This window comes from Clostridium sp. 1001270J_160509_D11 (assembly GCF_015667935.1).
Taxonomy (GTDB): Bacteria; Bacillota; Clostridia; order Peptostreptococcales; family Peptostreptococcaceae; genus Intestinibacter.
This window is the reverse complement of record NZ_JADPET010000050.1, coordinates 1-17,667: the sequence shown is the minus strand read 5'-3', so window position 1 is coordinate 17,667 and position 17,667 is coordinate 1. Positions and strand designations below refer to the sequence as shown.

Annotated in this window: 16 protein-coding genes; 2 read left to right on the top strand and 14 right to left on the bottom strand. The window is 29.3% G+C overall.

Annotated elements, in window-relative coordinates; all coding sequences use genetic code 11:
- Positions 1-106 precede the first annotated feature (106 nt).
- The 12 genes from I4U58_RS06580 to I4U58_RS06525 all read right to left on the bottom strand — a co-directional run bounded on the left by I4U58_RS06580 (position 107) and on the right by I4U58_RS06525 (position 13,458).
- Positions 107-949, bottom strand: coding sequence for a DegV family protein (locus I4U58_RS06580; protein WP_195930231.1), 843 nt, complete (start codon positions 947-949; stop codon positions 107-109).
- Positions 950-1,065: 116 nt separating this feature from the next.
- A complete protein-coding gene (gene rpsO / locus I4U58_RS06575; protein ID WP_195930230.1) occupies positions 1,066-1,320 on the bottom strand; it encodes a 30S ribosomal protein S15 in 255 nt (84 codons plus the stop codon).
- A 109-nt stretch (positions 1,321-1,429) separates the two neighbouring features.
- Positions 1,430-2,359, bottom strand: a complete 930-nt coding sequence (locus tag I4U58_RS06570) for a bifunctional riboflavin kinase/FAD synthetase (protein WP_195930229.1) — start codon at positions 2,357-2,359, stop codon at positions 1,430-1,432.
- A gap of 28 nt (positions 2,360-2,387) precedes the next feature.
- The gene (gene truB, locus I4U58_RS06565; protein WP_195930228.1) at positions 2,388-3,302 is read right to left on the bottom strand and encodes a tRNA pseudouridine(55) synthase TruB; all 915 of its coding nucleotides are present in this window, start codon (positions 3,300-3,302) and stop codon (positions 2,388-2,390) included.
- Positions 3,303-3,312: 10 nt separating this feature from the next.
- The gene (locus I4U58_RS06560; RefSeq protein ID WP_347708168.1) at positions 3,313-4,347 is read right to left on the bottom strand and encodes a bifunctional oligoribonuclease/PAP phosphatase NrnA; all 1,035 of its coding nucleotides are present in this window, start codon (positions 4,345-4,347) and stop codon (positions 3,313-3,315) included.
- A complete protein-coding gene (gene rbfA, locus I4U58_RS06555) occupies positions 4,301-4,684 on the bottom strand; it encodes a 30S ribosome-binding factor RbfA (protein WP_195930227.1) in 384 nt (127 codons plus the stop codon). The genes I4U58_RS06560 and rbfA overlap by 47 nt, the downstream gene beginning before the upstream one ends.
- Positions 4,685-4,705: 21 nt before the next feature.
- The gene (infB, locus tag I4U58_RS06550) at positions 4,706-6,634 is read right to left on the bottom strand and encodes a translation initiation factor IF-2 (protein ID WP_195930226.1); all 1,929 of its coding nucleotides are present in this window, start codon (positions 6,632-6,634) and stop codon (positions 4,706-4,708) included.
- Positions 6,635-6,657: 23 nt separating this feature from the next.
- Positions 6,658-6,966: a ribosomal L7Ae/L30e/S12e/Gadd45 family protein gene (locus tag I4U58_RS06545; protein WP_195930225.1), complete on the bottom strand. Its 309-nt coding sequence runs from the start codon at positions 6,964-6,966 to the stop codon at positions 6,658-6,660.
- Positions 6,956-7,237 carry a YlxR family protein gene (locus I4U58_RS06540; RefSeq protein ID WP_195930224.1) on the bottom strand — a complete coding sequence of 94 codons (282 nt, stop codon included), beginning with the start codon at positions 7,235-7,237 and terminating at the stop codon, positions 6,956-6,958. Before I4U58_RS06540 ends, I4U58_RS06545 begins: the two co-directional genes overlap by 11 nt.
- A 25-nt stretch (positions 7,238-7,262) precedes the next feature.
- Complete coding sequence (nusA, locus tag I4U58_RS06535) at positions 7,263-8,417, bottom strand: transcription termination factor NusA (protein ID WP_195930223.1); 1,155 nt, start codon at positions 8,415-8,417, stop codon at positions 7,263-7,265.
- A gap of 29 nt (positions 8,418-8,446) precedes the next feature.
- Positions 8,447-8,908 carry a ribosome maturation factor RimP gene (rimP, locus tag I4U58_RS06530; protein WP_195930222.1) on the bottom strand — a complete coding sequence of 154 codons (462 nt, stop codon included), beginning with the start codon at positions 8,906-8,908 and terminating at the stop codon, positions 8,447-8,449.
- A gap of 248 nt (positions 8,909-9,156) precedes the next feature.
- A complete protein-coding gene (locus I4U58_RS06525) occupies positions 9,157-13,458 on the bottom strand; it encodes a PolC-type DNA polymerase III (protein ID WP_195930221.1) in 4,302 nt (1,433 codons plus the stop codon).
- A gap of 180 nt (positions 13,459-13,638) precedes the next feature.
- Between I4U58_RS06525 and I4U58_RS06520 the strand changes: the two genes are divergently transcribed.
- The gene (locus tag I4U58_RS06520; RefSeq protein WP_195930220.1) at positions 13,639-14,295 is read left to right on the top strand and encodes a hypothetical protein; all 657 of its coding nucleotides are present in this window, start codon (positions 13,639-13,641) and stop codon (positions 14,293-14,295) included.
- A gap of 100 nt (positions 14,296-14,395) precedes the next feature.
- Here I4U58_RS06520 and I4U58_RS06515 read toward each other — a convergent pair whose 3' ends face one another.
- Positions 14,396-16,264, bottom strand: coding sequence for an SH3 domain-containing protein (locus I4U58_RS06515; RefSeq protein WP_195930219.1), 1,869 nt, complete (start codon positions 16,262-16,264; stop codon positions 14,396-14,398).
- Positions 16,265-16,547: 283 nt separating this feature from the next.
- On the opposite strand from I4U58_RS06515, the gene I4U58_RS06510 reads away from it, so the two are divergent.
- Positions 16,548-17,294, top strand: a complete 747-nt coding sequence (locus tag I4U58_RS06510; protein WP_195930218.1) for an NAD-dependent protein deacylase — start codon at positions 16,548-16,550, stop codon at positions 17,292-17,294.
- Between the two features lie 141 nt (positions 17,295-17,435).
- On the opposite strand, the gene I4U58_RS06505 is transcribed toward I4U58_RS06510, so the two are convergent.
- Positions 17,436-17,606, bottom strand: coding sequence for a hypothetical protein (locus I4U58_RS06505; protein ID WP_195930233.1), 171 nt, complete (start codon positions 17,604-17,606; stop codon positions 17,436-17,438).
- Positions 17,607-17,667 lie beyond the last annotated feature (61 nt).

The window sequence follows — 17,667 nt, the reverse complement described above, 5'->3', positions numbered from 1 at the left end:
GAAATATATTTTGAAATATTTTTGTAGTTTATTTAATATGTATATAAATAAACTATTTATCTCTTATAAACAATAAGGCTTAGTTTTGTTATGTATTTATATATGTTTAATAAGAAGAACTTATAGCTAAAATTTCTGGTCCTGTATGAGAACAAATACAAGATCCTCCTCTTGTTATATAAACTTTCTTAGCATTTATTCTTTTTGATACTTCTTCTTGTAATTTTTTAAAATCAACTTCATTTGATCCATAACCTATAGTTACAATTTTATCTTCTAATTGTCCATTATTTAATTCTAAAATCATATCTACAAGTTTTGAAGCGATTTGCTTAGTCCCCCTCACTTTTGAGACTATTTTATTCTTTCCATCTTGCATTGAGCATATAGGCTTTATGCTAAGCATATTTCCAACAAAAGAAACTACACTTGGTAATCTACCACTTTGTTTTAAATATTCAAGAGTAAAAGGAACAAATAGTAAATTCACACTAGCTCTTAACTTTTCTAATTCTTCAACTATTTCACTAGCACTTAAATCCCCTTCTTCAATTAAGTGGCTCGCTTTTATAATATATTGTCCACTTCCTAATGATAGAAATAAACTATCAAAAATATATATATTCCCTTCAACATCAGCTTTTGCCAAATTAGCACTTTGATATGTACCTGAGGCCTTTGAAGAGCCTGTTATACATATAACATCATAGCCTTCTTTTGTATACTTTTCGAATTTTTCTTTAAAATCGATGTAAGTAACTTGGGATGTCTTCGGTAAACTATTGCTATTATTTAAAATATTATAAAATTCTTCTTTTGTGAAATCTATTCCGTCTTTATACTCCTTACCGTCAATGTTTATTGTCAAGGGTATCATTTCTACAAACTCTTTATTGTTTATTTCTTCTGGAATATCACACATACTGTCATAAATCAGTTTTATTTTCATGATCTAAGCCCCCTTGCTTAAATTTATTATATCTTTATCATATCCATTCCTAGTATCTTAAATACAAAAAAAGCAAGTATTTACGTATACCTGCTTTTTAGTCAAAAGTAATAAAACTATTTTCTTAAACCTAATTTAGCTATTAAAGCTCTGTAACCTTCAAGGTCTTTTTCTTTTAGGTAAGCTAATAAGTTTCTTCTTCTACCAACCATTTTTAAAAGTCCTCTTCTTGAATGGTGGTCTTTTTTGTGAACTCTTAAGTGGTCGTTTAGTTCATTTATTCTAGCTGTTAATAAAGCTATTTGTACTTCTGGAGAACCAGTATCTCCTTCTTTTCTTCCGAATTCTTTGATTATATCTTGTTTGTTCATCTTTTGATGTACCTCCGTTTATTTTTTTAATAAGCGCCATTTACTAAGCATTGATTGGAGTATTCAAATCCCGAGTAATGGTTAACTTCCTTGTCTATTTTATCATAAGTTAATTACTTTTGCAAATATACTTTTCATATATTTTTTTTGTATCTTTTTTTAGTTGTTCTTTTAATCCATCTAGAGAGTCAAATTTCTTTTCATCTCTAAGTCTTTCCAAAAATTCGATTTTTATAGTTTCACCATAAATATCTTGACTAAATTCTAATATATGAGTTTCAATTGATAATTTTTCTACTCTCACAGTCGGATTGAATCCTATATTTGTAGCACCCATATAAACTTTATCCTTAATATAAACTTTTGTAGCGTATATTCCCGGTCTAGGCAGTATCAAATTTTCTTTGAATTTTAGGTTTGCTGTTGGAAATCCTATAGTTCTACCTAATTGTTTTCCTCCAATAACTTTACCTTCTACGATATAATTATGTCCTAAATATTCCTTTACATTTTCAACTTTACCCTGAGCCAGTAAATTTCTTATATATGTACTACTAACTCTTATATTATTTATTTTTATTGGTTTTACTATTTCTACATCGAAATCATATTCTCCGCCTAATGCCTTCAATAAAATCGCATCTCCTTCTTTATTTCTTGCAAAGGTAAAATCATGACCCACATATATTTTTTTTGCATTTAATTTTTTTACTAAAATATTTTCTACAAAATCTATAGCCGATATCTTTGTCATATATTCATCAAATGGAAGATTTATGACAATATCAACCCCTAAGTTTTTCATAGTAGTTATTTTATCTTTATTAGTAATAATTTTTCTTACCTTTTCACATTCAAAAAAATTGGCTGGATGATTTGAAAAGGTAAATACTACACTTTTCATGTTATTTTTTTTAGCATACTGAACAGTCTTTTCTATAAGAACTTTATGTCCCTTGTGAAGACCGTCAAACTTGCCAATCGTGACAACACTTTTATTTATTTGTTCCAATTCTTCTAAAGATGTTATAATTCTCATTATCTTTTCCCCACCGAAATATTATTTACTATATAAAGAGTTTATCACTTTTTAACATCATAGTGTTATTATATTTTATGATTTTTCCTACACCTACAAAAATATCTTCACAATAAACTCTGACAAGATTGTCGTCATTATTGTTGTCTTTTGATTTTTTTATAGCAAATCTTCTTGAATCAATAGCTCCACCATTGATGTAATATTTTTTTGCACTAGGATTTAATTCTGCTCTTTGAAGGTTATTTAAAACATAATCTATATCGTATAGATGTTCTTCTAGACATCCATTTTCTTTTAGTTGTTCTAATTCTTCTAGAGTTATCGAATTTTCTAGATTGAATCTTCCTGATGAAGTTCTAAGTAAGAAAGACATATGTCCTCCACAATTTAAATACTCTCCTATATCATGACATATACTTCTTACATAAGTTCCCTTTGAACATTCTACATAAAAAGTTATTTTATTTTGAGATATATTTAAAATGTCTATTTTTTTAATATTTACTTTTCTTGGTTTTATGTCTATTGAATCTGCCTTCCCTTTTCTAGCTAAATCACACATTTTTTGTCCATTTATCTTTAATGCTGAATATACAGGGGGAAGTTGTTCTATCTCACCTTCTTGTGATTTAAAGGCTTCTCTTATTTTTGACTCTTCTATGTTTAAATCGTCATTTCTATATAAAATAGTCCCTGATGAATCGTATGTGTCAGTTTCTATTCCTAATGTCAATTCACAAATATAAGACTTATCTTTATTTAAGATAAGCTCACTTACTTTAGTCGCCCTTCCTAAACATATAGGAAGTACTCCTGCTGCATCTGGATCTAATGTTCCTGTATGGCCAACTTTTTTCATATTTAATGTTCTTCTAACGCAACTTACTACGTCATGAGATGTCATTCCTGTTGGCTTTAAAATATTAATAATTTTATTCATTATATCATCCTTAAATATATTTTAAAGTCTCAGCTACTACCATCTTAGTTGCATTTTCTATAGTTTCATTAAATACAGTTAATCCAGCAGCTCTTACGTGACCTCCGCCATTAAATACTTTTGCAATATGGCTTACGTCAACATAATTTTTAGATCTAAGACTTATTTTTATTTCATTTGAAGATTTTTCTTTTACTAAAATTCCTACTTCGACATTTTCGATATCTCTACAATAAGGCGTAATACCATCAGTATCTTTAAAGCTTATATTGTTTCTAGTTAACATATCTTGAGTCAATGTTATAACAGCAATCTTAGTATCTATTATATCTAATGTATTTAGTGCTTCTCCCAATAATTTATAATAATTATAAGGATTATTGCCATAAACTTCACAGATAACTTTATTTGTCTCAGCTCCTAATATTAAAAGGTCTTTTGCCATATCAAAAGTACTAGGGTGAGTATTTGAATAAGTAAATTTACCTGTATCTGTTACTACACCTGTATATAGTGCAGTTGCAATTTTTTTATCTATAACTTGTGTATTTTGAGTTTCATTTATTCTCTTAAATAAATTATATACAAGTTCACAAGTCGAAGATGCTTCAGGTACTACATAATTTATATCACCATAATTATCATTGCTTGCATGGTGGTCTATACAAATTAACTTTTTAGAGTTTTCTATTAAAGTTTTATCTATACATATTCTATCTAAATCACCACAGTCTAAAGAAATTAAATTAAATTCGTTTAAATTTAATTTAATGAACTCCTCAGAACTTAAAATTTCTATGTCTTTTAATAAAAATTTTAAGTTAATAGGAGTATCATCATCTAAAACATAGTACACTTCTTTATTTATAGATTTTAAATAATAATACATAGATAAAGTAGAACCTATATTATCTCCATCTGGATTTACATGAGAGGTAACTATAAAATAGTTACCCTCATCAATACAATTAATTATTTTGTCCATGTTTTCATACATGTTATTCACCATCTTTTTCATTTTCTTCTGATGAATCTTTATATCCATTGTTTACTTTCTTTATTAATTCGTCCATGTACATTCCTTTTAATAAAGAATCATCTATTTTGAATATAATCTCTGGAGTATGTCTTATTTTTATGCTTTTTCCAACTTCTCTTCTTATATATCCACATGCACTTTTTAAGCCTTCAAGTGTAGATTCTTCATCTCCACCTAATATACTTACATAAACATATGCATAACTTAAGTCACTTGTAACTTCAACATCAGTTACACTAACTAAAGAATTTATTCTTGGATCTTTTATTCCATTAATAAGCATTGTGCTTACTATTTTTCTAATTTCTTCTGCTATTCTGCGTGTTCTATTATTTGATGCCATTATATCAACCTCTTTTGTTAATTATAGTTCTCTTTTTACTTCCTTTTGAACGTAAGCTTCTACTATATCGCCTACTTTTATGTCATTGTAATTAACAAAGCTCATACCACATTCATAACCACTATTTACTTCTTTTACGTCGTCTTTGAATCTCTTAAGAGCTAATAATTCACATTCTTGAATTATAATACCATCTCTAACTATTCTAACTTTGCAGTTTCTATATATTTTACCACTTGTTACGTAGCATCCTGCAACAGCTCCAACACCTGAAATTTTGTATACTTCTCTTATTTCAGCTTTTCCTGTATCTTCATCTCTTAATTCTGGGTCTAGTAAACCGCTCATAGCAGCTTGTATATCTTCTATAGCTTTGTAAATTATTGTGTATGTTCTTATGTCAACACCTTCTTTATCAGCTAAAGATTCAGCACCAGATACTGGTCTTACGTTAAATCCTATTATTATAGCGTTTGATGCAGCAGCTAATAATACGTCTGATTCATTTATTGCACCAACACCACCGTGGATTACTCTTACGTTAACTTCTTCAGTTGATAATTTTTCAAGTGATTGTTTTACAGCTTGAACAGAACCTTGAACGTCTGCTTTTATTACTACATTTAAGTCTTTTACTTGACCTTCATTCATTTGGTTGAATAAATCGTCAAGTGACATTCTTTGAGAAGATTTAAGCATTTCTTCTCTTTGTATTAATTGTCTCTTTTCAGAAACACTTCTTGCTATTTTATCAGTTGGAACAGCAACAAATTGATCTCCACCTTGTGGTACTTCAGATAGACCTAATATTTCTACTGCAGTCGATGGACCAGCTTGTTTAACTCTTTTTCCTTTAGCGTTTATCATAGCTCTTACTTTACCAGCAGCTACACCAGCAACTATAGGATCTCCAACTTTTAATGTTCCACCTTGAACTAATACTGTAGCAACAGGACCTCTTGCTTTATCAAGTTGAGCTTCTATTACTGTACCTACAGCTCTTTTATTAGGATTAGCTCTTAATTCTTCCATTTCTGCAACTAATAGAACCATTTCTAATAATGTGTCTATATTTTCGTTTTTCTTAGCAGAAACTTCTACAGATATTACTGATCCACCCCAGTCTTCTACTAATAATCCTTCGTCAGCTAATTCTTTTTTAACTTTGTCTGGATTTGCACCTGGTTTATCTATTTTATTTATTGCTACTATTAGTGGTACACCTGCTGCATTAGCATGGTTTATAGCTTCTATTGTTTGAGGCATTATACCATCATCTGCTGCAACTACTAATATTGCTATATCTGTAACTTGAGCACCTCTAGCTCTCATAGATGTGAAAGCTTCGTGTCCTGGTGTATCTAAGAATACTATTTTTTGTCCGTTTATAGATACTTCAGATGCACCTATATGTTGAGTTATTCCACCTGCTTCGCTTGATGTTACACGAGTATTTCTTATAGCATCAAGTAATGATGTTTTACCGTGGTCAACGTGTCCCATTACTGTTACTACTGGTGGCCTAGGTTGTAAATCTTCTTCTTTATCTTCTTGGATTTGCATTAATTTTTCTATTTCTTCTTCTGCATCTTCATCATTTCCTGCAACAACTAAATTAAATCCATTTTTTTGTGCTAATAATGATGCTACTTCAAAAGTAACTTCTTGGTTTATTGTAGCCATAGTTCCCATTTTCATAAGTTCCATTATTACTTCCGAAACTGATTTTCCTATAGCATCAGCTAAGTTTTGAACTGTTAAAGGTCCATCTATGCTGATTGTTTCTCCATTTTCTTCTCTTAATAAATCTAATACTAATTGAGCATCATCTTCATCTATTTCTGTATTTTCGTCTTCTATTTCTATTCCTAATTCAGCTAACTTAGCTATAACTTCTTTATTTGAGACTTTTGCCTCTTTTGCGATTTGGTTTATTCTTGTATTTGCCACAAGATCACCCCCTATTAAATTTTTTATTGCATAAGTTCAGTTATCTTTGAAGCTAAAGATTTATCTTTTATTCCAATAACTGCTCTTGGTGATTTTCCTATAGCTAAACCAAGCTCTACTTTTGTTGAAAAGTAGATTTGGTTTATTTTTCTATAAGATGATTTATCTTTAAATAATTTTTTAGTATTTTCTGAAGCATCATCTGCCACAATTACTAAACTTATCTTTCCTTTTTTTAATTCTTTTAATGTAGTGTCGTCTCCTGATACTACTTGCCCAGCTCTCATAGCTAGACCTATATAAGAATAAATTTTTTGTTTATTATTTATCATAAGATTCTAACTCCGCTAATAATTTTTCATATACTTCATCAGAAACTTCTACTTTAAAAGCTCTATTTAAAGCCTTTGTTTTTATTGCTTTTTTAAGACATTCAGTGTCTTTACATATATAGGCACCTCTACCGTTTGCCCTACCAGATGGATCTAAAAATATTTCGCCTTCTTTGTTTTTAACAATTCTCATAAGCTCTTTTTTAGAGTCTCTATCTTGACATACTATGCATTTTCTTTGAGGTATTTTTTTTACTTTTTTCAAAGCCATCCCTCCTTTAACTATATTAGACTTATTATTCTTGGTCTAAGTCTATATTTTCAGAATCTAACTCTATATCTTGAACTGGTAATTCTATATCTTCTTCAACAAAATCTGTGCTTTCTAAAGCTTCTTGAGCTTCCATTTCTTCTTTCATTTGAGATACGCTTTTTATATCTATTTTCCAGTTAGTAAGTTTTGCTGCAAGTCTTGCATTTTGACCAGATTTACCAATTGCTAAAGATAATTGATAATCAGGAACTACTACTAAAGCTGTTTTTTCTTCTTCGTTTATTTCAACTTTTTCAACTTTTGATGGACTAAGTGATGCTGATATGAATTCAGCTGGATCATCACTGTAGTTTATTATGTCTATTTTTTCTCCGCCTAATTCATCTACTACAGCTTTAACTCTAGTACCTTTAGGTCCAACACATGCTCCGATTGGATCTATTTTTTCGTCTATTGATTGAACTGCTATTTTAGTTCTTGAACCAGCTTCTCTTGATACTGATTTTATTTGAACTAAACCTTCGAATATTTCTACTACTTGCATTTCAAATAATCTCTTAACAAGACCTGGATGACTTCTTGATACTACTATTTGAGGTCCTTTATTAGTCTTTTTAACTTCTAATATATATACTTTTATTTTTTGTCCAGCTTTATACTCTTCACCAGGTATTTGTTCGTTTTCTGGCATAGAAGCTTCTATTTTACCTACGTTAACATAAACAGTTTTTGAAGTAGCTCTAGCTATTTCTCCTGTAACTATTTCGCTTTCTTTTTCGATAAATTCGTTGTATACTATTTCTCTTTCAGCTTCTCTTATTCTTTGAACAACTACTTGTTTAGCTGTTTGAGCTGCTATTCTACCGAAATCTTTAGGAGTTACTTCGTTTTCTATTATGTCTCCTAATTGATAACTTGGGTCTATTTTTATAGCATCTGCTAATTCTATTTCTAAGAAAGTATCGTATAAGTCTGACTCATCAACTACTCTTCTTTGAGAGTAAACTCTAACTTCTCCACCTTCTCTATCTACTGATACTCTAACATTTTGAGCAGATCCAAAGTTCTTTTTATAAGCAGTTAAAAGTGCTTGTTCTATTGTGTCTATTATAACTTCTTTGTCGATCCCTCTGTCTTTTTCTAATTCGTCTAACGCTTCCATAAATTCGTGATTCATTGTTTATTCCTCCCTAATTAATGTTATCACTAAAATTTGATAGCTAGTTTGATTACTGCAACGTCTTTTTTATCAAACTCAACTTCATTGTCATCTATTATTACTTTGATTTTTTTGTCTTCAGTTAAACCTACAAGTTCTCCTTCAAGTTGTTTTGTACCATTTAAAGGTTTGTATAATTTAACTTCTACATCTCTTCCTGCATATCTTTCAAAGTCTTTATCTTTTTTAAGTGGTCTATCAAGACCTGGTGAACATACTTCTAAGAAGTAGTTGTCTTTTATTGGGTCTTTTTCATCTAATATTGGATTTAATTCTCTTGATACATCTGCACAGTCATCTAAGCTTATTCCACCTTCTTTTTCAAGATAAATTCTTAGATAAAATTGTCCAGCTTCTTTTACGTACTCAATATCTACTATTTCTATGTTTTTAGCATCGACAATTGGTTGTACTAATGCTTCTATTGTAGATTCTATGTTCTTTTTCATGTGTGCCTTGCCTCCTATTCAGTTGTATTATAACATATTTAAAATAAAAGAGTGAGAACAATTGCCTCACTCTTATCTTCTGCATATACTATTTTTCTATTACTATAACATAAATTTTTTTTATTTACAAGACTTTATAAATAAATGTGTTTTCAACTCTATTATTTTACAATATTTTTTAAATCTTGTACACATATTTTATCTTTTTTCACAAAATTATGTCAAGCCCCTAAAATTCATATTTTTATTTAAAATAATGATAATTGATTTTTTTCACTCATATTGTTTAATGAACCATGATTAGAAAGAGTCTCAACTACTGTTTTAGATATCTTTGTTCTCTTTCTCAAATCTTCTTTTGATATAAACTCTCCGTTTTCTCTTTCATTTTGAATATTAATAGCTGCATTTTCACCAACCCCTTGTAGGGCTATCATAGGTGGCAGTATTGTCGTGTCATCCACTACTATAAATTTAGTGGCATCTGATTTATAAATATCAACTGGTATTATTTTTATTTTTCTAGCATACATCTCTAGTGCAACTTCAAGTACAGTAAGCATTGTTTTGTCTTTTGCTGTTGCATCATTTCCAAGCTCGTGTATTTCTTGTATCTTTTGTTTTATGCTGTCTAACCCTTTTACGATTAAATCTGCATCAAAATCCTGTGCTTTAGTTGTGAAATATGTTGCATAAAAAGCTGCAGGATAGTGAACTTTATAATATGCAAGTCTAAACGACATCATTACATATGCAACTGCATGGGCTTTAGGGAACATGTATTTTATCTTTTGACATGAATCAATATACCACTGTGGCACATCATGTTTATTCATCTCTTCTATAAATTCAGGCTTTAGTCCTTTACCTTTTCTTACATTTTCCATTATTGTAAACGCCATCTTAGGTGGAAGTCCTTTAAATAGTAAGTAGTTCATTATATCGTCACGTGTAGATATAACGTCTTTAAATTCAACGACTTTATCCACAACTAAATCCTGTGCATTATTTAGCCAAACGTCAGTACCATGTGAGAGCCCAGATATACGCACAAGTTCTGCAAATGTAGTTGGTTTCGTATCAAGAAGCATCTGTCTAACGAAAGATGTACCGAATTCTGGTATAGCTAAAGAACCTATTGGACAGTTTATTTCCTCTGGTGTTACACCTAATGCCTCTGTTGATGTAAATATAGACATAGTCTCCTTATCATCAAGAGGTATAGTAGTTGCATCAAGACCTGTAATATCTTCTATCATTCTTATTATGGTCGGAACGTCGTGACCTAGTATATCTAGTTTTAATATCCTACCACTTATAGAGTGATAATCGAAGTGCGTTGTTATAACGCCACAATTCACGTCATTTGCTGGGTATTGTATAGGTGTAATATCGTATACTTCTTTATAATTTGGTATAACCATAACTCCGCCTGGATGTTGTCCTGATGTTCTCTTGACTCCTGTGCATCCTTTTGCAAGTCTTAAAACTTCTGCTCCAGTTACATCTAAGTCGTTTTCTTCTACGTATTTTTTAGCATATCCATATGCAGTCTTATCTGCTACTGTACCTATAGTTCCGGCTCTATATACATGACCTTCACCGAATAGCTCTTCTGTATATTTGTGTATTACAGGTTGGTAACTACCAGAGAAGTTAAGGTCTATATCTGGCTCTTTATCTCCTTCAAATCCTAAGAAAACTTCAAAAGGTATATCGTGTCCGTCTTTTTTTAATTTTCGTCCACATTTAGGACAATCTTTATCTGGTAAGTCTACTCCCGAGCCCCATTCCCCAACTGCATAGAAATATGAATATTTACAATCTTCATTTTCACAAATATAATGAGCCGGAAGTGGATTAACTTCTGTTATATCACTCATTGTCGCAGCAAGTGATGAACCAACAGATCCCCTAGACCCAACTAGATATCCATCTGCTAATGATTTTGTAACTAGCTTTTGTGCGATAATATACATAACAGCATATCCATTGCTTATTATAGAGTTTAGCTCTCTATCTAGTCTTTTCTTAACAACGTCTGGAAGCGGATCTCCATAAATCCTAGTTGCTTTGTTATAGCACATCTCCCTAAGCTCTGTATCAGAACCTTCTATTACTGGAGGGAATGTTTCATTTGGTATTGGTAAAAAGTCCTCAATCATATCTGCAACTTTATTTGAATTTTCAACTACAACTTCATATGCCAGTTCTTCACCTAAATACTTAAATTCTTCTAACATTTCATCTGTAGTTCTAAAATGTAGATAAGTTTCTTCATCATCTACTCCAAACCCTTGAGCATATTTAAGAACTCGTCTAAATACAGCTTCATGTTTTTCTATAAAGTGAACATCACCTGTAGCTACTGGAATTTTATTAAATTTCTTAGCCACTTCAATCATTCTTCTATTTAAATCTCTAAGTTCATCTTCGTCTTTTACTTCGCCATTTCTAATCATAAATCGATTATTGTCAATCGGCATTACTTCTATATAATCGTATAAGTCTATTATTTCTTTTATTTCATCGTCATTTTTATTTTGTTTAACAGCTTGGAACACTTCTCCAGCTTCACAAGCCGAACCTACTATAATACCTTCTTTATGTTCTAAAAGTACACTTTTTAATATTCTAGGTGCTCTATAAAAATGATTTACATGGGCATCAGATACTATTTTATATAAATTCTTAATACCAGCTAAATTTTGAGCAATTAATGTAATATGTTTTGTTTTTAATTTAGTGTAATCTATACCACCTAGCACTTCATTTACATCACTTAGTTTTTTAGCGCCCTTTTTCTCAAGCATATCTAAAAATTTAATAAATATTTGTGCAGTTGCCGCAGCATCATCTACAGCTCTATGGTGGTTGTGAAGTGGTACACCAAGTTCTTTTGTAAGGTTGTTTAATTTAAAACGCTTTAAATGTGGAAGAAGGATTCTAGAAAGCATAAGAGTATCTACACTCTTATTTTTAAATTCTATATTCATCTCCTTACATTTTTGGTTTATAAATCCTATATCGAACTCTGCATTATGTGCAACTAACACACTATCTCCTACAAACTCCATAAACCTAGGTAAAATTTCTTCTATTGTAGGTTTATCTTTTATTAAATCATTAGTTATACCTGTTAATTCTTGAACTTTATAAGATATATCTTTTTCTGGATTTATAAGTTCATTAAATCTATCTACTATTTCAAAGTTTTTAACTTTTACTGCTCCGATTTCTGTTATTTTATCATTTTTATTTGAGAAACCTGTAGTTTCTAAGTCGAATACTACAAATGTCTGAGATAGATCTTTGTCATTTGCATCTCTAATAATTGGTGCATTATCTTCTACTAAATATCCTTCTACACCATATAAGATTTTTATTCCATTGGCCTTTCCTGCATCCATTGCCTCTGGGAAAGCTTGAACTACACCATGGTCGGTTATAGCTATGGCTTTATGCCCCCATGTAGCAGCTTGTTTTACAAGTTTTTTAGTATTGCATAGTGCATCCATAGAAGACATTTGAGTGTGAGCATGAAGCTCTACACGTTTTTTGTCGCTAGTATCTACTCTAGGTTTCTTTTCTTCTAATCTTATACCACTTATCGTCATTGTAAGTTCTCTTTTGAAGATATCGTAAATTACATCTCCTTTAATCCTTACATAACTTCCTTCACTTATTTTACTTAATACTTTATCTTGATTTAAGTCGTTTAAGAATAATTTACAACTTATTGAACTTGTATTATCTGTTACATCAGCTATAAGCAGTATTTTCCCATTTTTTAATTCTTTTATCTCAATGTTAAATATCTCTCCAGTTATACAAACAGTCTTTGAATTTTTATTTATATCGCAAATATGTTCAAATAGTGCATTGACATTTTCACCGTAGATTATATTTTCATCTTCTACTTCTTCTTTTATAACGTATTTATCTTCTTCATCATCTTTTACTTTTTTCGGAGATGAAATTTGCATTTCTCTAACTTTTTCTTCCATCTCTTTATCCATTTTTTCGAGAATCTTTTTAATATCTACCTTTTCATCTACAGCTTTTTCTAAAATTACTTTTAAATCTATAGAAAACTCTTCTAAAAATACATGTCTAATTATATATTCACAGTTTTTAGATTTTAAACTATCGTATATCATAGACTTTGGTATTTTTATTTTTAAAGTATCGTCTATACACATATACTCTACATTATGTTTCCATCCTTCTATAGCAGGTGATAAGTCTTTTAATATGTGTAATATATTATCCCAATTTTTCTTAACTATATCTTTATTAGATTTACGAGATAGTCCGTTATATCTCATTTTAATTCTTATATCAGAAAAATAATCTAATTCTTCTAGTAAAGCTTCTCTAAGTGATGATAAAATGTCATAAGAAATAATTTCTTTAGATGATAAATATATATAAAAAATCTTATTTTCTTTATAATATACTACTTTTGTAACAAGTACATCACTCAACTTTTTATATAAAAAATCATTTTTGATTTCTAATTTCTTTAAATAGTCTTTTATACTATCCATTTATGACATCTCCTTTCATCTCAATTTTCTATTCTTTTTAAAGTAAAATTATATCATATTTTGGGTTAGGTTTTAAGGTCTTGAATTTTTTAAAATAATTTATATTTTTTTTCGTGGATTAGCTCTTTTTTGAAACTTTTTAATATTATATAAATAAGGACTTATATTTGGAGGTATGCTATGACTTGCTCAAATATATATGATTTAAGAAAGATACCTATTTATTATGAAGAATTAAAAGGTAAAAAAATTTTTACAAAGTCTTTATCTGAGATGGATGTAGATAAAAAATTAGTTCATATACTTTATTATAAAAAATACAATATTCCTATTTGTTCTCTTCCTAAACTAGGTATAGTTATTATTTCTCAAAAAGGATTTTTATCATTTTGCTATAATTTCTATCTATTTATAAATTCGTTTAATACTAAAAATATTCTTATCACAAAGCAAAATATATATTCCATAGGAAAGGTAGCCCTATGCCATGAAATAGGGCATATTTTGGACCCAGATTTATCAAATATAAAATCTCATTCTATTAAAATCATAACTTCAATAGCTGAAACTATAAAAAAATATAATATTGATTTGGAAGATGAATATTATTATAAAAAAAATTTACCATTAGAACTTGAAGATTGTATTATAGAATTTAAAAAGAATAGTATTGCTAGAGAAATAAATGCATGGAATATAGGAAAAACTATTTTAGACTTTGAAAGCGAACTTGAACAATATATTTTTGAAAAAATGAAGGAGTATGCCTTAGCAACATATAACTATGGTAATCTAAAAAATATCGTAATTGAAAATAATATAAAATCTCTATGTTAGATTTTGATAAATTTCTTCTAAATCAAAAAGGAAGATCTCATAAAGTAGATCTTCCTTTTTATTTTGTGTTTATTTAACGCCCCGAATTTTAAATTACTTTTTATTTATATTTAGGTATTAAGTACTCTAAATGAGCATTTCCATCGTAATAAGGTACTATGTTATTCATTACACGTCCTATTGAATTAGCCCAGTTTACATCTGTTGCATATTGATGGCCTGTATTGTAACTCCATCTCATTTTATATAAAGTATTTTGTTTGTATTTGCTGTTATGTATATAGTTTCCTGCTATCCATTGTGCTGAACCTTCTATAGTTTTATCAATTGAAGTCCATCCCTTTTGATATGCATAATTGGCAGCTGACGGTACAGCTGTTCCATCAAATGCAGATATCCCAAAGAAGTTATAAACTTTTACCTGTTCACCTGAAGGTGTAGTTACATAAACTCCTTGAGCAAGAGTAGACGAACCATATCCAGTTTCAACCATAGATGCTGCTACTAAATAAGTTACATCTAAATTATATTTTTTAGCCGCATCTATAAAGGCTTGTCCTTTATTTAAAAATACGCTATTTGATTTACAGTATTTTGAGAAGAATTGATTTAATTCACTTGCAGTTATTCCCTCACGATACTTATCTATTCTTAAAAATTGAAGTTTTCCTGTAGCATTTGTACTAAATGTCTCAGGGTTTAGATATTTACTTAAATCTTCTCTAGTAGCTTTTACATAAGCTGATGAATTTGAATAATTAGTTGATAAATTTGCTCTTATTTTATTAAATCCTTGTAGAGATAATTTATATTCATAATCCACCATAGTCGAGAATGAACAATTTACATTTTCAAATGTACCTGTAATGCTTCCTGTATTGGAATCGTTATTTTCTGAATCTGATTCTAGCTTATCAACTAAGTATTTATTAGATACATAAGCGTATTCATCATTGTATTTAATTTTTGCCCATTCTTTATCTTCTGATATATTAACTACTTTTACTTCTTGTCCATATTTATAAGTCGTTAATATTTCATAAGTAGTATCAGGTCCACTTCTTACATTTAATGTTGTTGCATTTACATATTTTATTTGTATAGTTTCAACTTTTTTATCACTTAGATATTCTGCTGAAACATATCCTATCTCATCATTGTGTTTTATTTTTGCCCAACCATCTTCTATTGATATAACTTTTACTTCATCATTTTGCTTTAATGTATCTATTATGCTATAAGTTGTACTTGGTCCACTTCTTACGTTTAATATTGTTGCATTTACATATTTTGTTTGTGTAACTTCTTCAACTTTTTTATCACTTAGATATTCTGCTGAAACATATCCTATCTCATTATTGTGTTTTATTTTTGCCCAATTATTTTCTATTGATATAACTTCTACTTTAGCATTTTGTTTTAATGTGTCTATTATGCTGTAAGTTGTACTTGGTCCACTTCTTACGTTTAATGTTGTTGCATTTACATATTTTATTTGTGTAACTTCTTCAACTTTTTTATCACTTAGATATTGATTTGAAACATATCCTGTCTTTGAGTTGTATTTTATTTTTGCCCAACCATCTTCTACAGATATAACTTCTACCTGTGTATCTTTAGTTAAAACCTCGATTATGTTATAACTTGTAGATGGACCACTTCTCATATTTAATGAAGAAACAGAAACTACTTTAGTAGTTGTTGTATTTTGACTTGTTTGTATATACTTAGAACTAGCCCAACCATTTTTACCATCTTTAGTTGTTATCTTGTACCATCCATCAGCAGAATCCTCCACTGTAACATTATCACCTTTATTTACTATAAATTTAGTTGTATAAGATGTCGCTGGTCCGCTTCTTACATTTAATGAAGTGGCTGTAACTATACCTTGATTTGATTGTGCATTAATTGTTCCTGCAAAAAGCTGTAAAACAGCCATACTAGTTATAATTGTTTTCTTATTCATATTCTAATATATATCTCCTTCCCTTTATTTTCTACTCCAACACATATACATTATAATTGTATATTCCTTTATTTACAATTTAAATCTATGTATCCCTCTTATGGTAAATAATGTTACAACCCTCAAATCAGCTAAATATCTTATATAGACCTCTAATGGCTAAATATCAATGAAATATGACTAAAATTTTAAATATTTTTAAATACAACAAATCGTTCAATTATTTATAAATATCTGATAATTTGATATTATATAATTATAGATTAATTTAGGAGGTCAAAAAATGAATGATAAAATAGACAAATTAAAAGAACTAATAGAAAAAAGTGACAATATCGTTTTCTTTGGTGGAGCTGGAGTATCTACCGAATCAAATATTCCTGATTTTCGAAGTTCTTCTGGATTATTTAGTCAAAAGTTAAATAAAAACTTTACTCCTGAACAATTAGTTTCACATACTTTCTTTGTAAACTATCCTGAAGAATTTTTTAAATTCTATAAAGATAAATTAATATATCAAGATGCAAAGCCTAATAATGCCCATAAGGCACTTGCAAAACTTGAAGAAATGGGTAAATTAAAAGCAATTGTAACTCAAAATATAGATGGACTTCATCAAATGGCTGGAAGTAAAACTGTTTATGAACTTCACGGTTCTGTACATAGAAATTACTGCACAAAATGTCATAAATTCTTTGACTTGGATTCTATGCTTGCTCTTGATGGAAATATTCCTCATTGTGATAAATGTGGCGGTGTTGTAAAGCCTGATGTCGTTTTATATGAAGAAGGATTAGATAATGCCACTATTGAAGGCGCTATAAGAGCTATAAGTTCTGCTGATTTACTTATTATAGGAGGGACTTCTCTTGTTGTTTATCCCGCTGCTAGCTTTATAAATTATTATAGAGGAAAAGATGTGGTTTTAATTAATAAAAGTTCTACTGGATATGATAATGATGCTTCTTTAGTTATAAATGATGCTATAGGGGAAGTTTTAAAAGAAGCTGTTTTAGATGTTTACAAATAGTAAATTTAATCAATATGATTTATGATATAAAAAGGAATACCAAAATGAATTACTTTGGTATTCCTTTTAAATTTAAGGAGATCGTCGTGAGTTTATTTTACGCCGTACTTTTAATATAAAGTTTAATTTATAAATCATAGTTTATTCAAAATAATTTTCGTATTTTAATTTATAAATTGAAATAGCTTCAGGCCATGCTTCTAAATTGCTTATTCCTTTAGTTTTAGCTATTGATAAAGCTATTTTTTTTAGTTTTGTCGCTTCTCTTATAATGTCCATTTTACACCTCTTTGCAACTTTCTTCTTAATCATTATTACTATTCCCTTTTTTCATATAAAATACTAATTTATTTTAAATTTTACAGTATATTTT

What these genes read in the sequence shown, in the direction of transcription:
- truB (WP_195930228.1), bottom strand. Translation starts at nt 3,302, where the DNA reads ATGAATAAAATTATTAATATTTTAAAGCCAACAGGAATGACATCTCAT.
- I4U58_RS06570 (WP_195930229.1), bottom strand. Translation starts at nt 2,359, where the DNA reads ATGAGAATTATAACATCTTTAGAAGAATTGGAACAAATAAATAAAAGT.
- rimP (WP_195930222.1), bottom strand. Translation starts at nt 8,908, where the DNA reads ATGAAAAAGAACATAGAATCTACAATAGAAGCATTAGTACAACCAATT.
- I4U58_RS06520 (WP_195930220.1), top strand. Translation starts at nt 13,639, where the DNA reads ATGACTTGCTCAAATATATATGATTTAAGAAAGATACCTATTTATTAT.
- I4U58_RS06545 (WP_195930225.1), bottom strand. Translation starts at nt 6,966, where the DNA reads ATGATAAATAATAAACAAAAAATTTATTCTTATATAGGTCTAGCTATG.
- I4U58_RS06505 (WP_195930233.1), bottom strand. Translation starts at nt 17,606, where the DNA reads ATGATTAAGAAGAAAGTTGCAAAGAGGTGTAAAATGGACATTATAAGA.
- rbfA (WP_195930227.1), bottom strand. Translation starts at nt 4,684, where the DNA reads ATGGCATCAAATAATAGAACACGCAGAATAGCAGAAGAAATTAGAAAA.
- I4U58_RS06515 (WP_195930219.1), bottom strand. Translation starts at nt 16,264, where the DNA reads ATGAATAAGAAAACAATTATAACTAGTATGGCTGTTTTACAGCTTTTT.
- nusA (WP_195930223.1), bottom strand. Translation starts at nt 8,417, where the DNA reads ATGAATCACGAATTTATGGAAGCGTTAGACGAATTAGAAAAAGACAGA.
- I4U58_RS06580 (WP_195930231.1), bottom strand. Translation starts at nt 949, where the DNA reads ATGAAAATAAAACTGATTTATGACAGTATGTGTGATATTCCAGAAGAA.
- I4U58_RS06510 (WP_195930218.1), top strand. Translation starts at nt 16,548, where the DNA reads ATGAATGATAAAATAGACAAATTAAAAGAACTAATAGAAAAAAGTGAC.
- rpsO (WP_195930230.1), bottom strand. Translation starts at nt 1,320, where the DNA reads ATGAACAAACAAGATATAATCAAAGAATTCGGAAGAAAAGAAGGAGAT.
- I4U58_RS06560 (WP_347708168.1), bottom strand. Translation starts at nt 4,347, where the DNA reads ATGGATATAAAGATTCATCAGAAGAAAATGAAAAAGATGGTGAATAAC.
- I4U58_RS06525 (WP_195930221.1), bottom strand. Translation starts at nt 13,458, where the DNA reads ATGGATAGTATAAAAGACTATTTAAAGAAATTAGAAATCAAAAATGAT.
- I4U58_RS06540 (WP_195930224.1), bottom strand. Translation starts at nt 7,237, where the DNA reads ATGGCTTTGAAAAAAGTAAAAAAAATACCTCAAAGAAAATGCATAGTA.